General features: G+C 59.0%; 17 protein-coding genes. 6 read left to right on the forward strand and 11 right to left on the reverse strand.

Going from position 1 to position 13707, the window contains the following annotated elements:
• The first annotated feature begins 19 nt into the window (after window positions 1-19).
• Both VDP61_RS05685 and VDP61_RS05690 read left to right on the forward strand, forming a co-directional pair.
• Window positions 20-610 (forward strand): 2-hydroxychromene-2-carboxylate isomerase, encoded by a 591-nt coding sequence (locus tag VDP61_RS05685; protein ID WP_323005968.1) that lies wholly within the window; start codon window positions 20-22, stop codon window positions 608-610.
• A complete protein-coding gene (locus VDP61_RS05690) occupies window positions 610-1443 on the forward strand; it encodes an alpha/beta hydrolase (protein ID WP_323005969.1) in 834 nt (277 codons plus the stop codon). Before VDP61_RS05685 ends, VDP61_RS05690 begins: the two co-directional genes overlap by 1 nt.
• 7 nt (window positions 1444-1450) lie before the next feature.
• On the opposite strand, the gene VDP61_RS05695 is transcribed toward VDP61_RS05690, so the two are convergent.
• From VDP61_RS05695 to VDP61_RS05725, 7 genes are all read right to left on the reverse strand, one after another.
• Window positions 1451-2467, reverse strand: a complete 1017-nt coding sequence (locus tag VDP61_RS05695) for a low specificity L-threonine aldolase (RefSeq protein WP_323005970.1) — start codon at window positions 2465-2467, stop codon at window positions 1451-1453.
• Entirely contained in the window at window positions 2467-2949 is a 483-nt protein-coding gene (locus VDP61_RS05700; protein ID WP_323005971.1) for a YcgN family cysteine cluster protein, read from the reverse strand. The genes VDP61_RS05695 and VDP61_RS05700 overlap by 1 nt, the downstream gene beginning before the upstream one ends.
• Complete coding sequence (locus VDP61_RS05705; RefSeq protein ID WP_323005972.1) at window positions 2946-3872, reverse strand: bifunctional riboflavin kinase/FAD synthetase; 927 nt, start codon at window positions 3870-3872, stop codon at window positions 2946-2948. Before VDP61_RS05705 ends, VDP61_RS05700 begins: the two co-directional genes overlap by 4 nt.
• A gap of 27 nt (window positions 3873-3899) precedes the next feature.
• A complete protein-coding gene (locus tag VDP61_RS05710) occupies window positions 3900-4343 on the reverse strand; it encodes a MaoC family dehydratase (RefSeq protein WP_323005973.1) in 444 nt (147 codons plus the stop codon).
• Window positions 4344-4461: 118 nt separating this feature from the next.
• Window positions 4462-5355, reverse strand: coding sequence for a TIGR01459 family HAD-type hydrolase (locus tag VDP61_RS05715; protein WP_323005974.1), 894 nt, complete (start codon window positions 5353-5355; stop codon window positions 4462-4464).
• Window positions 5356-5449: 94 nt separating this feature from the next.
• Window positions 5450-6370: a manganese-dependent inorganic pyrophosphatase gene (locus VDP61_RS05720; RefSeq protein WP_323005975.1), complete on the reverse strand. Its 921-nt coding sequence runs from the start codon at window positions 6368-6370 to the stop codon at window positions 5450-5452.
• A 77-nt stretch (window positions 6371-6447) separates the two neighbouring features.
• Window positions 6448-7464 carry a TraB/GumN family protein gene (locus VDP61_RS05725; RefSeq protein WP_323005976.1) on the reverse strand — a complete coding sequence of 339 codons (1017 nt, stop codon included), beginning with the start codon at window positions 7462-7464 and terminating at the stop codon, window positions 6448-6450.
• Between the two features lie 222 nt (window positions 7465-7686).
• Between VDP61_RS05725 and VDP61_RS05730 the strand changes: the two genes are divergently transcribed.
• Window positions 7687-7974 (forward strand): co-chaperone GroES, encoded by a 288-nt coding sequence (locus VDP61_RS05730; RefSeq protein WP_323005977.1) that lies wholly within the window; start codon window positions 7687-7689, stop codon window positions 7972-7974.
• A gap of 91 nt (window positions 7975-8065) precedes the next feature.
• A complete protein-coding gene (gene groL / locus VDP61_RS05735; RefSeq protein ID WP_323005978.1) occupies window positions 8066-9724 on the forward strand; it encodes a chaperonin GroEL in 1659 nt (552 codons plus the stop codon).
• Between the two features lie 310 nt (window positions 9725-10034).
• Here the strand turns inward: groL and VDP61_RS05740 are convergent, their stop codons facing one another.
• Together VDP61_RS05740 and VDP61_RS05745 are read right to left on the reverse strand one after the other, a co-directional pair.
• Window positions 10035-10211: a hypothetical protein gene (locus tag VDP61_RS05740; protein WP_323005979.1), complete on the reverse strand. Its 177-nt coding sequence runs from the start codon at window positions 10209-10211 to the stop codon at window positions 10035-10037.
• Between the two features lie 37 nt (window positions 10212-10248).
• Complete coding sequence (locus VDP61_RS05745) at window positions 10249-10794, reverse strand: esterase/lipase family protein (protein ID WP_323005980.1); 546 nt, start codon at window positions 10792-10794, stop codon at window positions 10249-10251.
• Between the two features lie 90 nt (window positions 10795-10884).
• On the opposite strand from VDP61_RS05745, the gene VDP61_RS05750 reads away from it, so the two are divergent.
• The gene (locus VDP61_RS05750; protein ID WP_323005981.1) at window positions 10885-11346 is read left to right on the forward strand and encodes an NUDIX domain-containing protein; all 462 of its coding nucleotides are present in this window, start codon (window positions 10885-10887) and stop codon (window positions 11344-11346) included.
• Window positions 11343-11834 carry a GreA/GreB family elongation factor gene (locus VDP61_RS05755; protein ID WP_323005982.1) on the forward strand — a complete coding sequence of 164 codons (492 nt, stop codon included), beginning with the start codon at window positions 11343-11345 and terminating at the stop codon, window positions 11832-11834. The genes VDP61_RS05750 and VDP61_RS05755 overlap by 4 nt, the downstream gene beginning before the upstream one ends.
• A gap of 248 nt (window positions 11835-12082) precedes the next feature.
• Here the strand turns inward: VDP61_RS05755 and VDP61_RS05760 are convergent, their stop codons facing one another.
• Both VDP61_RS05760 and purE read right to left on the reverse strand, forming a co-directional pair.
• On the reverse strand, window positions 12083-13156 hold the full coding sequence (locus tag VDP61_RS05760) for a 5-(carboxyamino)imidazole ribonucleotide synthase (RefSeq protein ID WP_323005983.1): 1074 nt from the start codon (window positions 13154-13156) through the stop codon (window positions 12083-12085).
• Complete coding sequence (purE, locus tag VDP61_RS05765) at window positions 13149-13634, reverse strand: 5-(carboxyamino)imidazole ribonucleotide mutase (RefSeq protein WP_323005984.1); 486 nt, start codon at window positions 13632-13634, stop codon at window positions 13149-13151. The genes VDP61_RS05760 and purE overlap by 8 nt, the downstream gene beginning before the upstream one ends.
• Window positions 13635-13707 lie beyond the last annotated feature (73 nt).

Here is a 13707-nt window from a genome sequence, read left to right on the forward strand (position 1 = left end):
CGGCAGGAGAAGCAGTAAAATGACCCGGATTGACTATTACTTTGCCACGATTTCACCATTTGTTTACCTTGCGGGGACTAGGCTGGAAAAGATCGCAGCCAGGCATGGCGCGCAGATCATCTACAAACCGCTAGATGGCCCGGCGCTGTTTTCGCGTATGGGCCGCCCGGCACAGGTGCATCCGGCGCGGGGCGAGTATGCGGCACAGGACCGGAGGCGGCAGGCAAAGAAACTGGGGGTCAAGATTTCGGAACGGCCTGCGTATTTCCCAACCAATCGCGCGCCATCGGCCTATGCCGTGATCGCAGCGCAGGCGGCGGGTGGCGGCGATATGGGCGCCTTGGTGCAAGCCCTGGCCCGCGCCTGCTGGCTGGAAGATCGCAATGTCGCCGAGGATGATGTGATTCGCGCGGCGCTGAATGAGGCGGGGTTTGATCCGGGCTTGGCAGATAGCGGGCTGTTGGCTGGGGCCGAAACCTATGCGGCCAATCTGGAGGAGGCGGTGGCGCGTGGCGTTATCGGCGTGCCGTTTTATATCCTGGGCGAGGAAAAGTTCTGGGGGCAGGACCGGCTTGAGGATCTGGATCAGTATTTGTCGGGTAAGCTGTAATGGCTGAAGGTGTTTTTGGCGGGGTTGCGACGCATTATCGGGTGTTCGGTTCGGGCGCAGCGCAGGCATTGGCCTTGCATTGTTCGCTGGCGCATCAAGGGGCCTGGGCAGGGCTGGCGCAGGATTTGCCGGGGCTGACGATTACCGCGCCGGATTTGCTGGGCCATGGCCGCAGTTCGGATTGGGATGGGCTGAGCGATTTTCATAGCCTTGCGACGCGACAAGCGATGGGTTTGCTTGCGGCGATGCCAAGCGGGCCAGTGCATTTGATCGGCCACAGTTTCGGTGCGACCGTGGCCTTGCGGATGGGCTTGGAGGACCCAGGGCGGATTGCCAGCCTGACCCTGTTTGAACCAGTGCTGTTTTCTGCGGCGCGGGCTGCGGGTGGGCCTGCCTTTGCCGCGCATATGGCAGCGCATGACAGCTTTGCCAAGGCGCTGCTGTCCCGCGACAATGCGGCGGCTGCCGAGGCGTTTCAGGCGATCTGGGGCCGGGACACGCCCTTTGACAGCCTGCCGACTGCGCAACGGCAGTATATCATCCAGCGGATTCCGCTGATCGCCGCGCAGAACGCAGTCTTGGTCGAGGATGTGGCAGGCATCTTGGCCTATGGCCGGTTGGAAGGGCTGGGCGTGCCGGTCTTGTTGGTCGAAGGTGCAGACTCGCCGCCGGTCATTGATGCGATCAACACCGAGCTGTCGCGGCGGCTGCCGCAAGTGACGCGGGCGGTGGTTGCGGGGGCGGGGCATATGCTGCCGATAACCCATGCCGCCGAATGTGCTGCGGTGATGCGGCCCTTTCTTGCGCGCGCCACCGATGGCGTGCCGGGCTGACTGGGCCCTATCCGCGGAAGGCGGCAAGCAGGGCGTCCACCTCCTCGGGGGGTGTGCACCAGGCGGTGACAAGGCGGCAGTCGCCACCGCCCATAGCGTAATAGACGGCCCCGGCGGCCTTGGCGCGGGCGTGGGCGGCATCGGACAGCCGGGCAAAGACTATATTGGCCTGAACCGGGTGCAGCAGCGCTGCCCCCTCTGTTTTGCCAAGCCCTGCCGCCAGGCGGGCGGCCATTGCGTTGGAATGACGCGCCAATTCCAGCCAGTAGCCGTTTTCCAGCCATGCCTCCATCTGCGCCGCAACATAGCGCATTTTTGAGGTGAGATGGCCCGCGCGTTTGCGGCGCAACTCCAGCTCCCATGACTTTTCGGGGTCGAAAAGCACGATAGCCTCGGCGCCCAGAAGCCCGTTTTTGGTGCCCCCCAGCGACAGCACATCTACCCCCGCGCGCCATGTCATATCGGCGGGGCTGGCATTGGTGGCGGCCAAGGCATTGGCAAACCGCGCCCCATCCAGATGGGTAACAAGACCCTTGGACCGGGCAAGAGCCGCAAGGGCGGTAATTTCCGCCACGCTATAGGTGGTTCCGGCCTCGGTCACATTGGTCAGGCTAAGCGCCGAAGGTTGTACCGAATGAACCGAGCCGCCGGATTGGGCCAGCGCCTGTTCAAGCGCCGCGGGCGTGATCTTGCCGTGGTCGCCGTCGATCAGCAGCAGCTTTGCACCGCCCGAAAAGAACTCGGGTGCGCCACATTCATCCTCATTGATATGGGCGTGGCGGTGGCAAACTATGGCACCGTAGGGGGGCGTATAAAGCGCCAGCGCCAAAGAATTTGCGGCGGTTCCCGTGGTGACCAGATGAACCTCGGCTGTGGGCGCCTCAAACAGATCACGGATCTGGTCGCGCAGCCGGGTCATGGGCAGATCGGCCCCGTAGGACAGGGTTTGGCCGGTGTTTGCGCGCAGCAGCGCATCCATGATCGGCTGCGGCACAGGCGCACCGTTGTCAGAGGCGAAGAACATCAGGGCCGCTCCTTGATAATATAGTTTTCCCAGTCATCCTCGGATACCGAGGTTTCCGGCACAGTCCACCCACGGACCGAGGCCCCTTCGATATGGACGGTTTCGGGGTCACCCGAGATCAGCGGGTGCCAATCGGGCAGCGGCTTGCCTTCGTGAACCAGACGATAGGCGCAGGTTTGCGGTAGCCAATAGGCGATTTTCTCTAGCTTTTTGGGGGTAAGCTGCACACATTCAGGCACGAACTGGTGCCGAATGGCATAGTTTGTACAACGGCAGGTGTCGCCATCCAACAGCCGACAGGCAACGCGGGTGAACGCAACTTCGCCATCGTCTTCATATTCGATCTTGTTCAGGCAGCATTTGCCGCAGCCATCACAAAGCGCCTCCCATTCGGCGCCCGACATCTTTTTCAACGGAACTGTTTCCCAATAGCGCGGGCGCAAGCCGGTTGCTGGCGCGATCGGGGGAAGTTTTTCGCTCATGGTGCGGCCTCAAGAATTTGGCGGGCCCGATCACAATCGGCATGCATTTGCGTGATGAGGGCGTCGAGGCTGTCAAATTTTTCTTCACCGCGCAGCCATTCGACGAAGGCGATGGAAAGATGTTGGCCATAAAGATCGCCCTTGAAATCCAGCAGGTAGGTTTCAAGGTTGGGGCGGTTTTCGCCAAACATCGGGCGGGTGCCAAGATTGGCGGCACCAAGGTAATGGCCTTTTTGCGGCCCGGTAAGGATATCGGCATAAACTGCGTAGACGCCATTTCGGGGCAGGTGCAACCCGGTCACATCCATATTGGCGGTCGGAAAGCCCATCTGGCGGCCGCGCTTTGCGCCATGGATTATTTCGGCGTCGATACGGTGCCAGTGGCCGAGCATATGGCGCGCGGCCTTGGTATCGCCTTGGGAAAGGGCCGCGCGGATGCGGGTAGACGAAATCTCGGCCCCATCGACCTGCATCAGATCGGCAAGATGAACGGTAATGCCATGGGCCGCGCAGAGCGTCTTGAGATCAGCAGCGCTGCCGGTGCGGCCTTTGCCAAAGCAGAAATCCGCGCCTACAGTAACATGCGAGACGCCGAGCCCCTGCGACAACACCTCGGACACGAAACCTTCCGGCGTCAGGCCGGCGAGGGTTGCATTGAACGGAAGTTCGAACAGCGTTTGCACCCCGAGTTTGGCAAGGCGGTTGGCGCGGCCTTCGGCATTCATCAAACGGAAGGGGCCGGAGGTGGGCGCGAAATAGCTGCGGGGGTGGGGTTCAAACGTAATGATGCCCAAGGGGCCATGCGTGGCCGCCAGCGCAATAACATGCTGGTGACCAAGGTGAACACCGTCAAAATTGCCCATGGCAACAGAGGCACCGCGGCGGTTTGGGGGGATCCCTTGCCAGTGTTGATAGATCTGCATGCCCGTCCTTACGGGCACTGCCCGATGTCAATCAAACTTGCGGCTGGGCGCCAGAACCAGCGCTTCGCCCTTCAAGACAACGGTATCGCCCACAGCGCAGTGGGTTTCAAGGGTGACACGGCGGCGGCCAATATCAATTGCGGTGACTTTCACCTGCGCAAACACCCGGTCGCCGGGGCGCACGGGTGCCATGAACTTCAGGGATTGCGCCAGATAGACCGTGCCATGGCCGGGAAGCTGTTCGCCAATCACCGCTGAAATGAGGCCCGCAGTCAGCATGCCATGCGCGATGCGGCCTTCAAAAATCGTATCACGGGCATAGGCATCATCGAGATGGACCGGATTGCGATCGGTCGAGATCTCGGCAAACAATTCTATATCGTGGTCGGTCACAGTTTTCGTGAGGTGGCGGCACATTCCGATTTCGATATCTTCGATGCAAATGGTCCCGCGTGGATGATTGTCAAGCATGGCCGAATCCCCCCTGGTTCACCGAGGAATGCATAGCAAATGCTGCAATGCGGCGCAATCGGGCCGGTAATTTATTTTCCTTTTATGTGCGGATGGGGTAATTTTATTACGCAACAGATTAGCGTAACATACCCATCACATAGGTCGGGTTACGCTGTTCGGCCAAAAGCCAAGCTGTCAATGCGGTCTTGTCCAATGCATCGGCGGTGCCGAACTGACCGGCATTCAAGCCCTCGGTCAGGAACAGGCTATCAAGATTTTCCTGCATAGCCCCGAGGATGTCGGTGTTGATTCCATCACCAATGCAGAGGATGTCTTCATCTGCCATATGGCCCTTCAACGCCGTCAGACGGCGGCGTGCAAGGTCATAAATCGGGGGATGTGGCTTGCCGAAATACAGCACCTCGCCGCCCATCTCCTCGTAAAGGGCTGCCAAAGCACCGGCGCAATAGATGCGCTTGTCGCCGTAATCGACGACGATATCAGGATTGGCGCAGAGCATCTTCAACCCGTTGGTCTTGGCCAGCAAAAAGGCTGCACGGTAGTCATCGGGGGTATCATCGAATTCGGAATTGGGGCCGGTGCAAATGATACCCTCCGCTTCGGCTAGCGGGACAAGATCAATGGGGTTGGCCGCAGCCATATCGGCCAGGATCGGGTCGGCGAATTCATCAAAGAACGGCTGATCCTTGGGCATCGGGCCGATGTGATGAACCTTGTGGCCCGCCGCCGCTGACAAAAAGGCGTATTGCGTGGCATCGCCCGAGGTTATCACCTCATCATAGGCATCGCGCGGCACCCCGATACGGTCAAGCTGCGTAAGGACGCTGGGCTTGGGGCGGGGGGCGTTGGAGACAAGGATGACGGTGCCGCCGTTTGCGCGAAAGGCCTGAAGGGCGGCAACAGCACCGGGAAAAGGTTTCACACCATCATGCACACAGCCCCAAAGATCGCAGTATACGGCGCGGTAGCGGGAGGCGATTTCAGCGAAGGTTGTGATGATCTGGGGCATGGGGCCAAGTTTCCATTGTGAAGCGTAGGGGCCGCGAATTTTCGTCGAAAATTCAGATTTTTCGACGAAAAATCGAGGGCCCTTACGGTTGGGGTCAGAGTTTCAGGGCGGGGATGATCTGCTTTTTACGGCTCATCACGCCCGGCAGGACTACGGTATCGCCAGTGACGGTGACGTCAAACGAGGCTTCGGCCATTTGGCGCACCAGATCATTGGGCACCAAAAGCGTGGCTTCTTCTTGCAAGATATCCACCACAAACAGCAGCACCTGGTCGGCGCCATCTTGTTTTGCTACATCATCCATCGCGGCCATCAGACTGGCTTTGCGATCCAGCACCACTTTCGGGGCGGTGGTTTCCAGCACCGAGATTCTCAGGTTTTTGCCCGAAACAGTGTATTCCTTGCTGTCCATGCGCAGCAATTCCGCATCAGAAAAGGCCGAGACATCCGATTTCGCGGTAAAAAGCGCGGCTGCGTGGTCAGGAATGGAGGTCCCCAGATCAGCGGCCAGCTTTTCGGCAACAGCGCGGTCATGCGGGGTGGTGGTCGGGCTGCGGAATTGCAGCGTATCGGACAGAATACAGGACAGCATTGCCCCCTTGATACCGCGCGGAGCGCGCGCAACGGCATCGCCCATCAGGTCATGCATGATCGTGGCGGTGCAGGCCAAGGGGCGGATGGTGATATCAATCGGCGATTTTGTCTTGAGCCCGCCAACCAGCATATGGTGGTCGATAATGCCCACCACATTCGCCTCATGGATTGAGGCAGGCAGTTCGGCAGGGTTGTTGGTGTCCACGATCCAGCAGGTATCTGTAGTTGAAACATCGGTGATGATGTCGGGCTTTGTCAGGCCCCAGTGCTTCAGCATGAAAGCGGCTTCGGTATTGGGCTCGCCCAAAAGCACCGGCTTGGCCGGGGTTCCGCTGATGTCAGACAGATACCAAGCCCAGATGATGGGCGAGCCAGTGCTGTCAGTGTCGGGTGATTTGTGGCCGAAGACGAGTATGGTCATTGCGCGAAAACCTGTAGGATGATTGATTTACCGCCTTATACGGGGGGGCGAAGGGAATGTCACGCGGGGGGGCCTGCTTATTGGTCGGGCAGTGGGGTAACCGCAAATCCGCGCGCCGTGAGCAGCGCCAGCACCCCATCCTTGCCCGATAAATGCAGTGCGCCGAATGCAGCAAAGGCGGGGCCGTCCTGCAATGCGGCCTCAATCCTCGGGATCCATGCGATATTTCGGTCGACCATCAACGCCGTTTCAGTCTGGGCGAAATCGGCATCGGTTTTCTCGGGCGTGGCACCGGGGGCTTGATTGGCAATGAGGCGCGAAAACTCCCAGATCAGGCGGCTTTCGCCTGCAAAGAAGGCGTCTGCGGTTGTGGCAAGAAAATCGGCGGATTGCTGTTCCACCAGTAAAGCGTTTCGGATCATCAGGATTTGTTCATCAGCGCTCAGCCCGTCAAACAGCCCCAGCGCGGTATCAAAAGGTTCCAAAGCGGTGACGGGAATGGTGCGTTCGGTTGCCGCAGCGATAAGGCGTTTGTCCAACCCGCCCCCTTGCGCGGCCAGTTGCAGGGCGCAGGGCGGAATGGCCAGCATCATCGACACGAACCAAGGCCGCAGTTTTTCGGCGATTGTACTGGGGATGCCGCGCTGTAAAAGCGCGTCGGTCAACTGCGTCCATTCCTCGGGCGACAGCATGTGCTGGAGGCCAGACCCAGCCATATCCATCATCGCAGCGGGGTCTTTGGCAAGCTTTTGTTGCAGTTCCGCTTCTTCCTTTGGGCCCGCTTCAACCAGCAGCGTCCTGGATTGGGCAAGGTAGGGCAAGAGCCGTTGCATAAGCGCATCATGGCGCGGATCATCAAGGTGGAAAGTGCCCGACAGAAAAAGCGTCTCATTGCCGCGTGTTGCCTGCCACAGGTTTCCGGTGGCATTGGGTTGGGCGTGGGCCGCGGCCAGCAGCGTTTGGCGGTCACTTGCCGGCAGCGCATCAATCAGGTTCTCGCCGACACATTGCGCCTGCGCCGTCGCAAAAAACATGCCAAAACCCATGCCGGCCACAAGCCCGACAGCCTGCCGTGCGATAGAACGAAATTTCATGACCAAGGTGCCTTTTATGATCAATGCGCTGCAGCAAGCTGCCATGACCGGCTGCGCGCGCCAAGGGGGCAAATGGCGGCATGGTTTCTTTTGGGATTTTCGCAAATTGCGTAGATCTGATGCTTGACAGACTGATCTGACATGCCTACCTCAGGCTCGTTAGCACTCGACCCGGTTGAGTGCTGATCGAAATCAACCTGGAACCAAAGGGAGTGTTCTCAGATGGCATTTAAACCGCTGCATGACCGAGTACTGGTTCGCCGCATCGAAGGCGAAGACAAAACCAAGGGCGGCCTGATCATCCCCGACACCGCCAAGGAAAAGCCCGCTGAAGGCGAAATCATCGCCGTGGGCGAAGGCGCACGCAAAGACAGCGGCGAGCTGATCGCGCCCGGCGTCAAGGTGGGCGACCGCGTTCTGTTCGGCAAATGGTCGGGCACAGAAGTGACGCTGGAAGGCAAAGAACTTCTGATCATGAAAGAAGGCGACATCATGGGGATCATCGGCTGAGGCCGATAGCGCAGAACTGTGCACAAGCACAATCTGCGCATCCTTGTTTCGCTTAAACAACTGAAATTCAAGACAAACTGGAGCAAGCAAAATGGCTGCTAAGGACGTCAAATTTGATACCGATGCCCGTGACCGTATGTTGCGCGGCGTCAACATCCTTGCCAATGCGGTAAAGGTGACTTTGGGCCCGAAAGGCCGCAACGTTGTGATCGACAAATCTTTTGGCGCGCCGCGCATCACCAAAGACGGTGTAACGGTTGCCAAGGAAATCGAACTGTCCGACAAGTTCGAAAACATGGGCGCGCAGATGGTCAAGGAAGTTGCTTCCCGGACCAATGATGAGGCTGGCGACGGCACCACCACGGCGACCGTTCTTGCACAAGCGATCATCATCGAAGGCCTGAAGGCTGTTGCCGCCGGCATGAACCCGATGGACCTGAAGCGCGGCATCGACACGGCCACCGCCAAAGTCGTTGAGGCGATCAAAGCTGCGGCACGTCCGGTTTCGGATTCGGCCGAAGTTGCACAGGTTGGCACCATCTCAGCCAATGGCGAGGCCGAAATTGGCCGTCAGATCGCCGATGCGATGCAGAAGGTTGGCAACGAGGGTGTGATCACCGTCGAAGAAAACAAGGGTCTGGAAACAGAAACCGAAGTCGTCGAAGGCATGCAGTTCGACCGTGGTTACCTGTCGCCCTATTTCGTCACCAATGCTGACAAGATGCTTGTCGATCTGGAAGACGTGATGATCTTGTTGCACGAGAAGAAACTGTCTTCGTTGCAGCCAATGGTTCCCTTGTTGGAGCAGGTTATCCAAAGCCAGAAGCCGTTGCTGATCATCTCGGAAGATGTTGAAGGCGAAGCCCTTGCGACTTTGGTCGTGAACAAGCTGCGCGGCGGATTGAAAATTGCGGCTGTCAAGGCACCGGGCTTTGGCGATCGTCGCAAGGCAATGCTGCAGGACATCGCGATTCTGACCGGTGGTCAGGTGATCTCTGATGATCTGGGCATGAAGCTGGAAAACGTTGGCATGGACATGCTTGGCCGCGCCAAGAAAGTGACCATCACCAAAGACACCACAACCATCATTGATGGCGCTGGCGAAAAGGCCGAGATCGAAGCACGCGTTGCCCAGATCCGTACCCAGATCGAAGAAACCACCAGCGACTATGACAAAGAGAAACTGCAAGAGCGTGTGGCCAAACTGGCCGGCGGTGTTGCTGTGATCCGCGTCGGTGGCATGTCTGAAATCGAAGTGAAAGAGCGTAAAGACCGCGTTGATGACGCGCTGAACGCAACCCGTGCTGCTGTGCAGGAAGGTGTTGTTGTCGGCGGTGGCGTGGCGCTGGTTCAGGCTGGCAAAGTGCTGATCGGTCTTGAAGGCGCCAATGCCGACCAGACCCGTGGCATTGCAATCATCCGCAAGGCACTGGAAGCACCGCTGCGTCAGATCGCGCAGAACGCTGGTGTTGATGGTTCGGTTGTGGCTGGCAAAGTGCGCGAGTCGAATGACCCCAAGTTTGGCTATAACGCCCAGACCGACGAATATGGCGACATGTTCAAGTTTGGTGTTATCGACCCGGCCAAGGTTGTGCGTCACGCGTTGCAAGATGCAGCCTCGGTTGCATCGCTGTTGATCACCACCGAAGCGATGATCGCTGACAAGCCGTCGAAAGACGGCGCTGGCGGCGGCGGCATGGGTGACATGGGCGGCATGGGCGGCATGGGCGGTATGGGCGGCATGATGTAATTTCATGCTTGCATGAAATGATCAGGCCCATCCGTGGGACAATTGGAAAAGGGCACCTTTGCGGGTGCCCTTTTTCGCTTTTTGCGATGCGTTGCGCCAACCTGGTTCGGTTATTGGGGCGGCCAAGGTGCCATAAAACATTTTACCTTAAATCTGACCCACATATCGCCGCCTGAAATCAAAGATTTCAACGCGTTATGCGATAGGCGTGTTTCAAGTTACAGGCCAAACGCATCAGGTAGTCTTGCCAGGATAAAGCCGGGCGGTTGCGCAGTGTCAAATCGGGCAATGGGGGCGCTGTTTTTGGCCATCAGGGCGCTGCGGTCGGCGCAACTGTCAAGGTGCCAAGGGAAATCTCGATCGCCTCAGTCAGGGGCAGATCGGGTTTGAACGCGCCTTTGCGCAGAAACAGCACGGTTTGCGCAATAACCAAGGGGTTCAACATCATGAAAGTATGGGTGACGGGCAGGGTGATATGGGCCGTCATGCCATCAAGTCTGGAGCTTTCAACCGAAACCTTGCCATCATCCGGCCCGTCGATCAGCGCTGATGAGGCAGGATTTCAGGCTGCGGTTCCCCGCGATGATGCCCAAGGGGTAATCAGGGGCCGGCAGTTGGTTGGGAAAAGATGTCGCATCGGTGCCAAGCTGTACGCCCGCGGGCCCGTTGAGCCATTGATACAGCGACAGATCCTCCAGCAGATCGACCAGTTCCGAGCCATGATTTGGCGGGGCCAACATCACCACCCGGCCCAGGTTTTCAGGGCGGTAGCGGGCCAAATAGGCGCGGGTAAGGATGCCGCCCATGGAATGGGTGACAAAATGCGTGCGTGCCGTGCCGCAAGAGGCCACGGCGGGGATGACATTTTCTTCGACCAATGTGGAAATGGGGGCATCCGTTGAAGGGTAGCCTTGATTGATCACATGAAAGCCCTGAAAGCCAAGCGATGTCTCCATCGCCAGCAAAGAGCTTTCGCTGCGGGCCAGCCCGTGCAAAAGCACAACACAATCAGGTGTTTGTGCGGCAAGGGGCAGGGGGGCAAGCAGGGCAAGCAGGGCGAATATCTTCATGTGGTTCAAGCTAGGCATCGCGGCGCGGTTTGCAATGGGTATCGCAGGCTTTGGGCTGGACAATTCTGCCGGGGCTTGCAAGCTTGGGCCATGAAACCGCGCTTTCCTCGAATGGCCGTCAGGGCCTTGATCTTGCAACACAACCGGTTGCTGCTGGTGAATGCCTATGGGGGCGGTGTGTCTGATCTGTGGTGCGCGCCGGGGGGAGGGGTGAACCTTGGCCAAAGCCTGCCCGAAAATCTGATCCGTGAGGTGCATGAGGAAACCGGGCTGACCGTGGCCGTCGGTGCGCCTGTTTTGGTGAATGAGTTCCATGCGCCTGATCGCGGGTTTCATCAGGTTGATATCTATTTTCGCTGTGACATCGTTGCAGGCGCGTTGGATGGCGCGTGGCGTGATCCCGAAGGTATTGTGACAGAGCGGCGGTTTTTCAGCCGCGAGGATCTGGCCGGGATAAGGTTCAAGCCGGATAGTTTGCCCGAGGCTGCCTGGGCTGGACCGACGCAAGGGGCTGCGATGCTGTATGACCCGCTAGAGGTGATTGTGCAATGAGCCGGGCCTTTGTGAAAGAGGATGGGCCGGACAATGCGCCCTTGCCTGATCTGCCGATCAGCCCCTATCCAAACTATGTGACGCCGCGCGGTTTTGCACAGCTGCAGGCCCGTTTGGCCGAGGCGCAGACGCGGCTGGCGGGGTTGCGTGCACGGATGGACCGGCTGGACCGATTGCCAGAGGCGGCGGCCGAGCGTGACATCCGCTATGTCGAGGCGCGGTTGAAATCGGCATTGTTGATGACGTCTGAAGGGCGAGGCTGCGAAGAAGTTGTGTTTGGTCACCGCGTCAGCGTCGTGGATGAGGGCGGAGCCAAGACCGCCTATACGATCGTTGGTGAGGATGAGGCCGACGCAGCCACCGGCCATATTGCGCCCCAATCACCCTTGGCGCGGGCGCTTTTGGGCACGCAACCCGGCGATGTGGTGGCTTGGCGCAGACCGGCGGGTGTGGTGGAACTGGAAGTGCTTGCGATTGCGTGGCCATGATGGAAAACCTGTCTATTTGCTCTTTTGTTCAGGGCAAGACTGGGGCCGATAGGTTCGATTTGTTCAAGCACCGCAGGTCATTGAGTTGAAAAAGAGCAGCGATCCCATCGCGTTTCAAGTAGAAGTCGAAACGCGATGGCCAGCCTTGACAAAATGCCGGAGCATCCGGGGTTTGGCATGGCGCAGCCCGCTTGGGCGCGTCGATCGGCTTGGCCGCGCATCTGGTCTGCGAATTTGCCCGAAAGCTGTTACAGGCCGCGCGTGATCCGGTTCACATGGCCCATCTTGCGGCCCGCCCGCGCTGCGGGCTTGCCGTACATATGCAGCGCCGTGTTCTTTTCGGCCAACAAGGCGGGCAAGCGATCAATATCATTCCCGATCAGGTTTTCCATTGTAACATCGGCAAAGCGTGACCCGTCGCCCAAAGGCAGGCCGGCAATCGCGCGGATATGCTGTTCAAACTGATCGACAGCGCAGCCATTTTGTGTCCAATGCCCGGAATTATGCACCCGTGGCGCGATTTCATTCACGATCAAACCCTGCGGGGTGATGAACAGCTCAACCCCCAGAACGCCGACATAATCCAGCGCGTTCAGGATGCGCGCCGCCAATAATACGGCGTCGGTGCGCTGGCTTGGCGACAGTTTTGCCGGGACCGTGGTGCTGTGCAAGATGCCATTGCGATGCACGTTCTGGCCCGGATCATAGGCCGAGACTGAGCCGTCAAGCCCGCGCGCCGCGATCACCGAAACCTCATGCGAGAAGTCGATGAAACCTTCCAGCACGGCATCGGCCCCGGCCATCGCAGCCAAACCCGCCGCTGCATCGCCCTGCGCCATGATCCGCGCTTGGCCCTTGCCATCATAGCCCAGCCGTGTGGTTTTCAAGATCGCCGGGCAGCCGATGCTGGCAATCGCAGCCTGCAAATCTGCCATTGTGCTGACGGCGGCATAGGGGGCAACGGTCAGGCCAAGGCCGGTTAAAAAATCTTTTTCGTGAATCCGATCCTGACTGATCGCCAAAGCCCGCCTGCCGGGGCGAATCGGGCGCTGTGCCTCCAGCACATCCAGCGCTGAGGTCGGGATATTCTCAAACTCATAGGTGATGATATCAACCGCCTGCGCAAACGCGTTCAGCGCGGCGGTGTCTTCATAGCTGGCAGTGGTGACGGCATGCGCCACATCACCCGCAGGCGGGTTTGCCCCTGGTTCAAAAATATGCGTCCGATAGCCAAGCCGCGCCGCCGCGACCGACAACATGCGGCCAAGCTGGCCACCGCCCAGAATACCAATTGTAGAGCCGAAAGGCAGAAGATCACTCATCGCGCGGCTCCTGGGGGATAGAGGCAGACAGGGCGGCGCGCCAGGCATCAAGCCGCGCGGCAAGGGCGGAATCATTCAGCGCCAGAATGCCTGCGGCCATCAACCCCGCATTTGCGGCCCCGGCAGCGCCAATCGCCATGGTGGCAACCGGATAGCCGCGCGGCATTTGCAAGATGGAATAGAGGCTATCAACCCCTGAAAGGGCGCGGGTTTGCACCGGCACACCGATCACGGGAATACGCGTCTTTGACGCCATCATGCCGGGCAGATGTGCCGCCCCGCCCGCGCCCGCGATAATCACCTTCAGCCCGCGTTCTGCGGCCGTTTTGCCATAATCCCAAAGCCGGTCGGGCGTGCGATGTGCCGAAACGATCCTTGCCTCATAGGGAATTTCAAGCGCGTCCAACAGCGTTGCCGCCTCTTTCATGGTTGGCCAGTCCGACTGGCTGCCCATGATAAGCCCCACTTCAATGGTCATACCGCCAGCCCCCTTATGCCGCCTGTGGAAAGCGCGCACTATAACGGTGAAAGATGCAGGAGCAAGGCAGAAT

The sequence above is a fragment of the Pseudorhodobacter sp. genome, from assembly GCF_034675685.1.
Lineage (GTDB): Bacteria > Pseudomonadota > Alphaproteobacteria > Rhodobacterales > Rhodobacteraceae > Pseudorhodobacter.

Excerpts from the sequence above, each read along its gene's own strand:
- VDP61_RS05685 (WP_323005968.1), top strand. The coding sequence starts at position 20 with ATGACCCGGATTGACTATTACTTTGCCACGATTTCACCATTTGTTTAC.
- VDP61_RS05690 (WP_323005969.1), top strand. The coding sequence starts at position 610 with ATGGCTGAAGGTGTTTTTGGCGGGGTTGCGACGCATTATCGGGTGTTC.
- VDP61_RS05695 (WP_323005970.1), bottom strand. The coding sequence starts at position 2,467 with ATGTTCTTCGCCTCTGACAACGGTGCGCCTGTGCCGCAGCCGATCATG.
- VDP61_RS05700 (WP_323005971.1), bottom strand. The coding sequence starts at position 2,949 with ATGAGCGAAAAACTTCCCCCGATCGCGCCAGCAACCGGCTTGCGCCCG.
- VDP61_RS05705 (WP_323005972.1), bottom strand. The coding sequence starts at position 3,872 with ATGCAGATCTATCAACACTGGCAAGGGATCCCCCCAAACCGCCGCGGT.
- VDP61_RS05710 (WP_323005973.1), bottom strand. The coding sequence starts at position 4,343 with ATGCTTGACAATCATCCACGCGGGACCATTTGCATCGAAGATATCGAA.
- VDP61_RS05715 (WP_323005974.1), bottom strand. The coding sequence starts at position 5,355 with ATGCCCCAGATCATCACAACCTTCGCTGAAATCGCCTCCCGCTACCGC.
- VDP61_RS05720 (WP_323005975.1), bottom strand. The coding sequence starts at position 6,370 with ATGACCATACTCGTCTTCGGCCACAAATCACCCGACACTGACAGCACT.
- VDP61_RS05725 (WP_323005976.1), bottom strand. The coding sequence starts at position 7,464 with ATGAAATTTCGTTCTATCGCACGGCAGGCTGTCGGGCTTGTGGCCGGC.
- VDP61_RS05730 (WP_323005977.1), top strand. The coding sequence starts at position 7,687 with ATGGCATTTAAACCGCTGCATGACCGAGTACTGGTTCGCCGCATCGAA.
- groL (WP_323005978.1), top strand. The coding sequence starts at position 8,066 with ATGGCTGCTAAGGACGTCAAATTTGATACCGATGCCCGTGACCGTATG.
- VDP61_RS05740 (WP_323005979.1), bottom strand. The coding sequence starts at position 10,211 with ATGACGGCCCATATCACCCTGCCCGTCACCCATACTTTCATGATGTTG.
- VDP61_RS05745 (WP_323005980.1), bottom strand. The coding sequence starts at position 10,794 with ATGAAGATATTCGCCCTGCTTGCCCTGCTTGCCCCCCTGCCCCTTGCC.
- VDP61_RS05750 (WP_323005981.1), top strand. The coding sequence starts at position 10,885 with ATGAAACCGCGCTTTCCTCGAATGGCCGTCAGGGCCTTGATCTTGCAA.
- VDP61_RS05755 (WP_323005982.1), top strand. The coding sequence starts at position 11,343 with ATGAGCCGGGCCTTTGTGAAAGAGGATGGGCCGGACAATGCGCCCTTG.
- VDP61_RS05760 (WP_323005983.1), bottom strand. The coding sequence starts at position 13,156 with ATGAGTGATCTTCTGCCTTTCGGCTCTACAATTGGTATTCTGGGCGGT.
- purE (WP_323005984.1), bottom strand. The coding sequence starts at position 13,634 with ATGACCATTGAAGTGGGGCTTATCATGGGCAGCCAGTCGGACTGGCCA.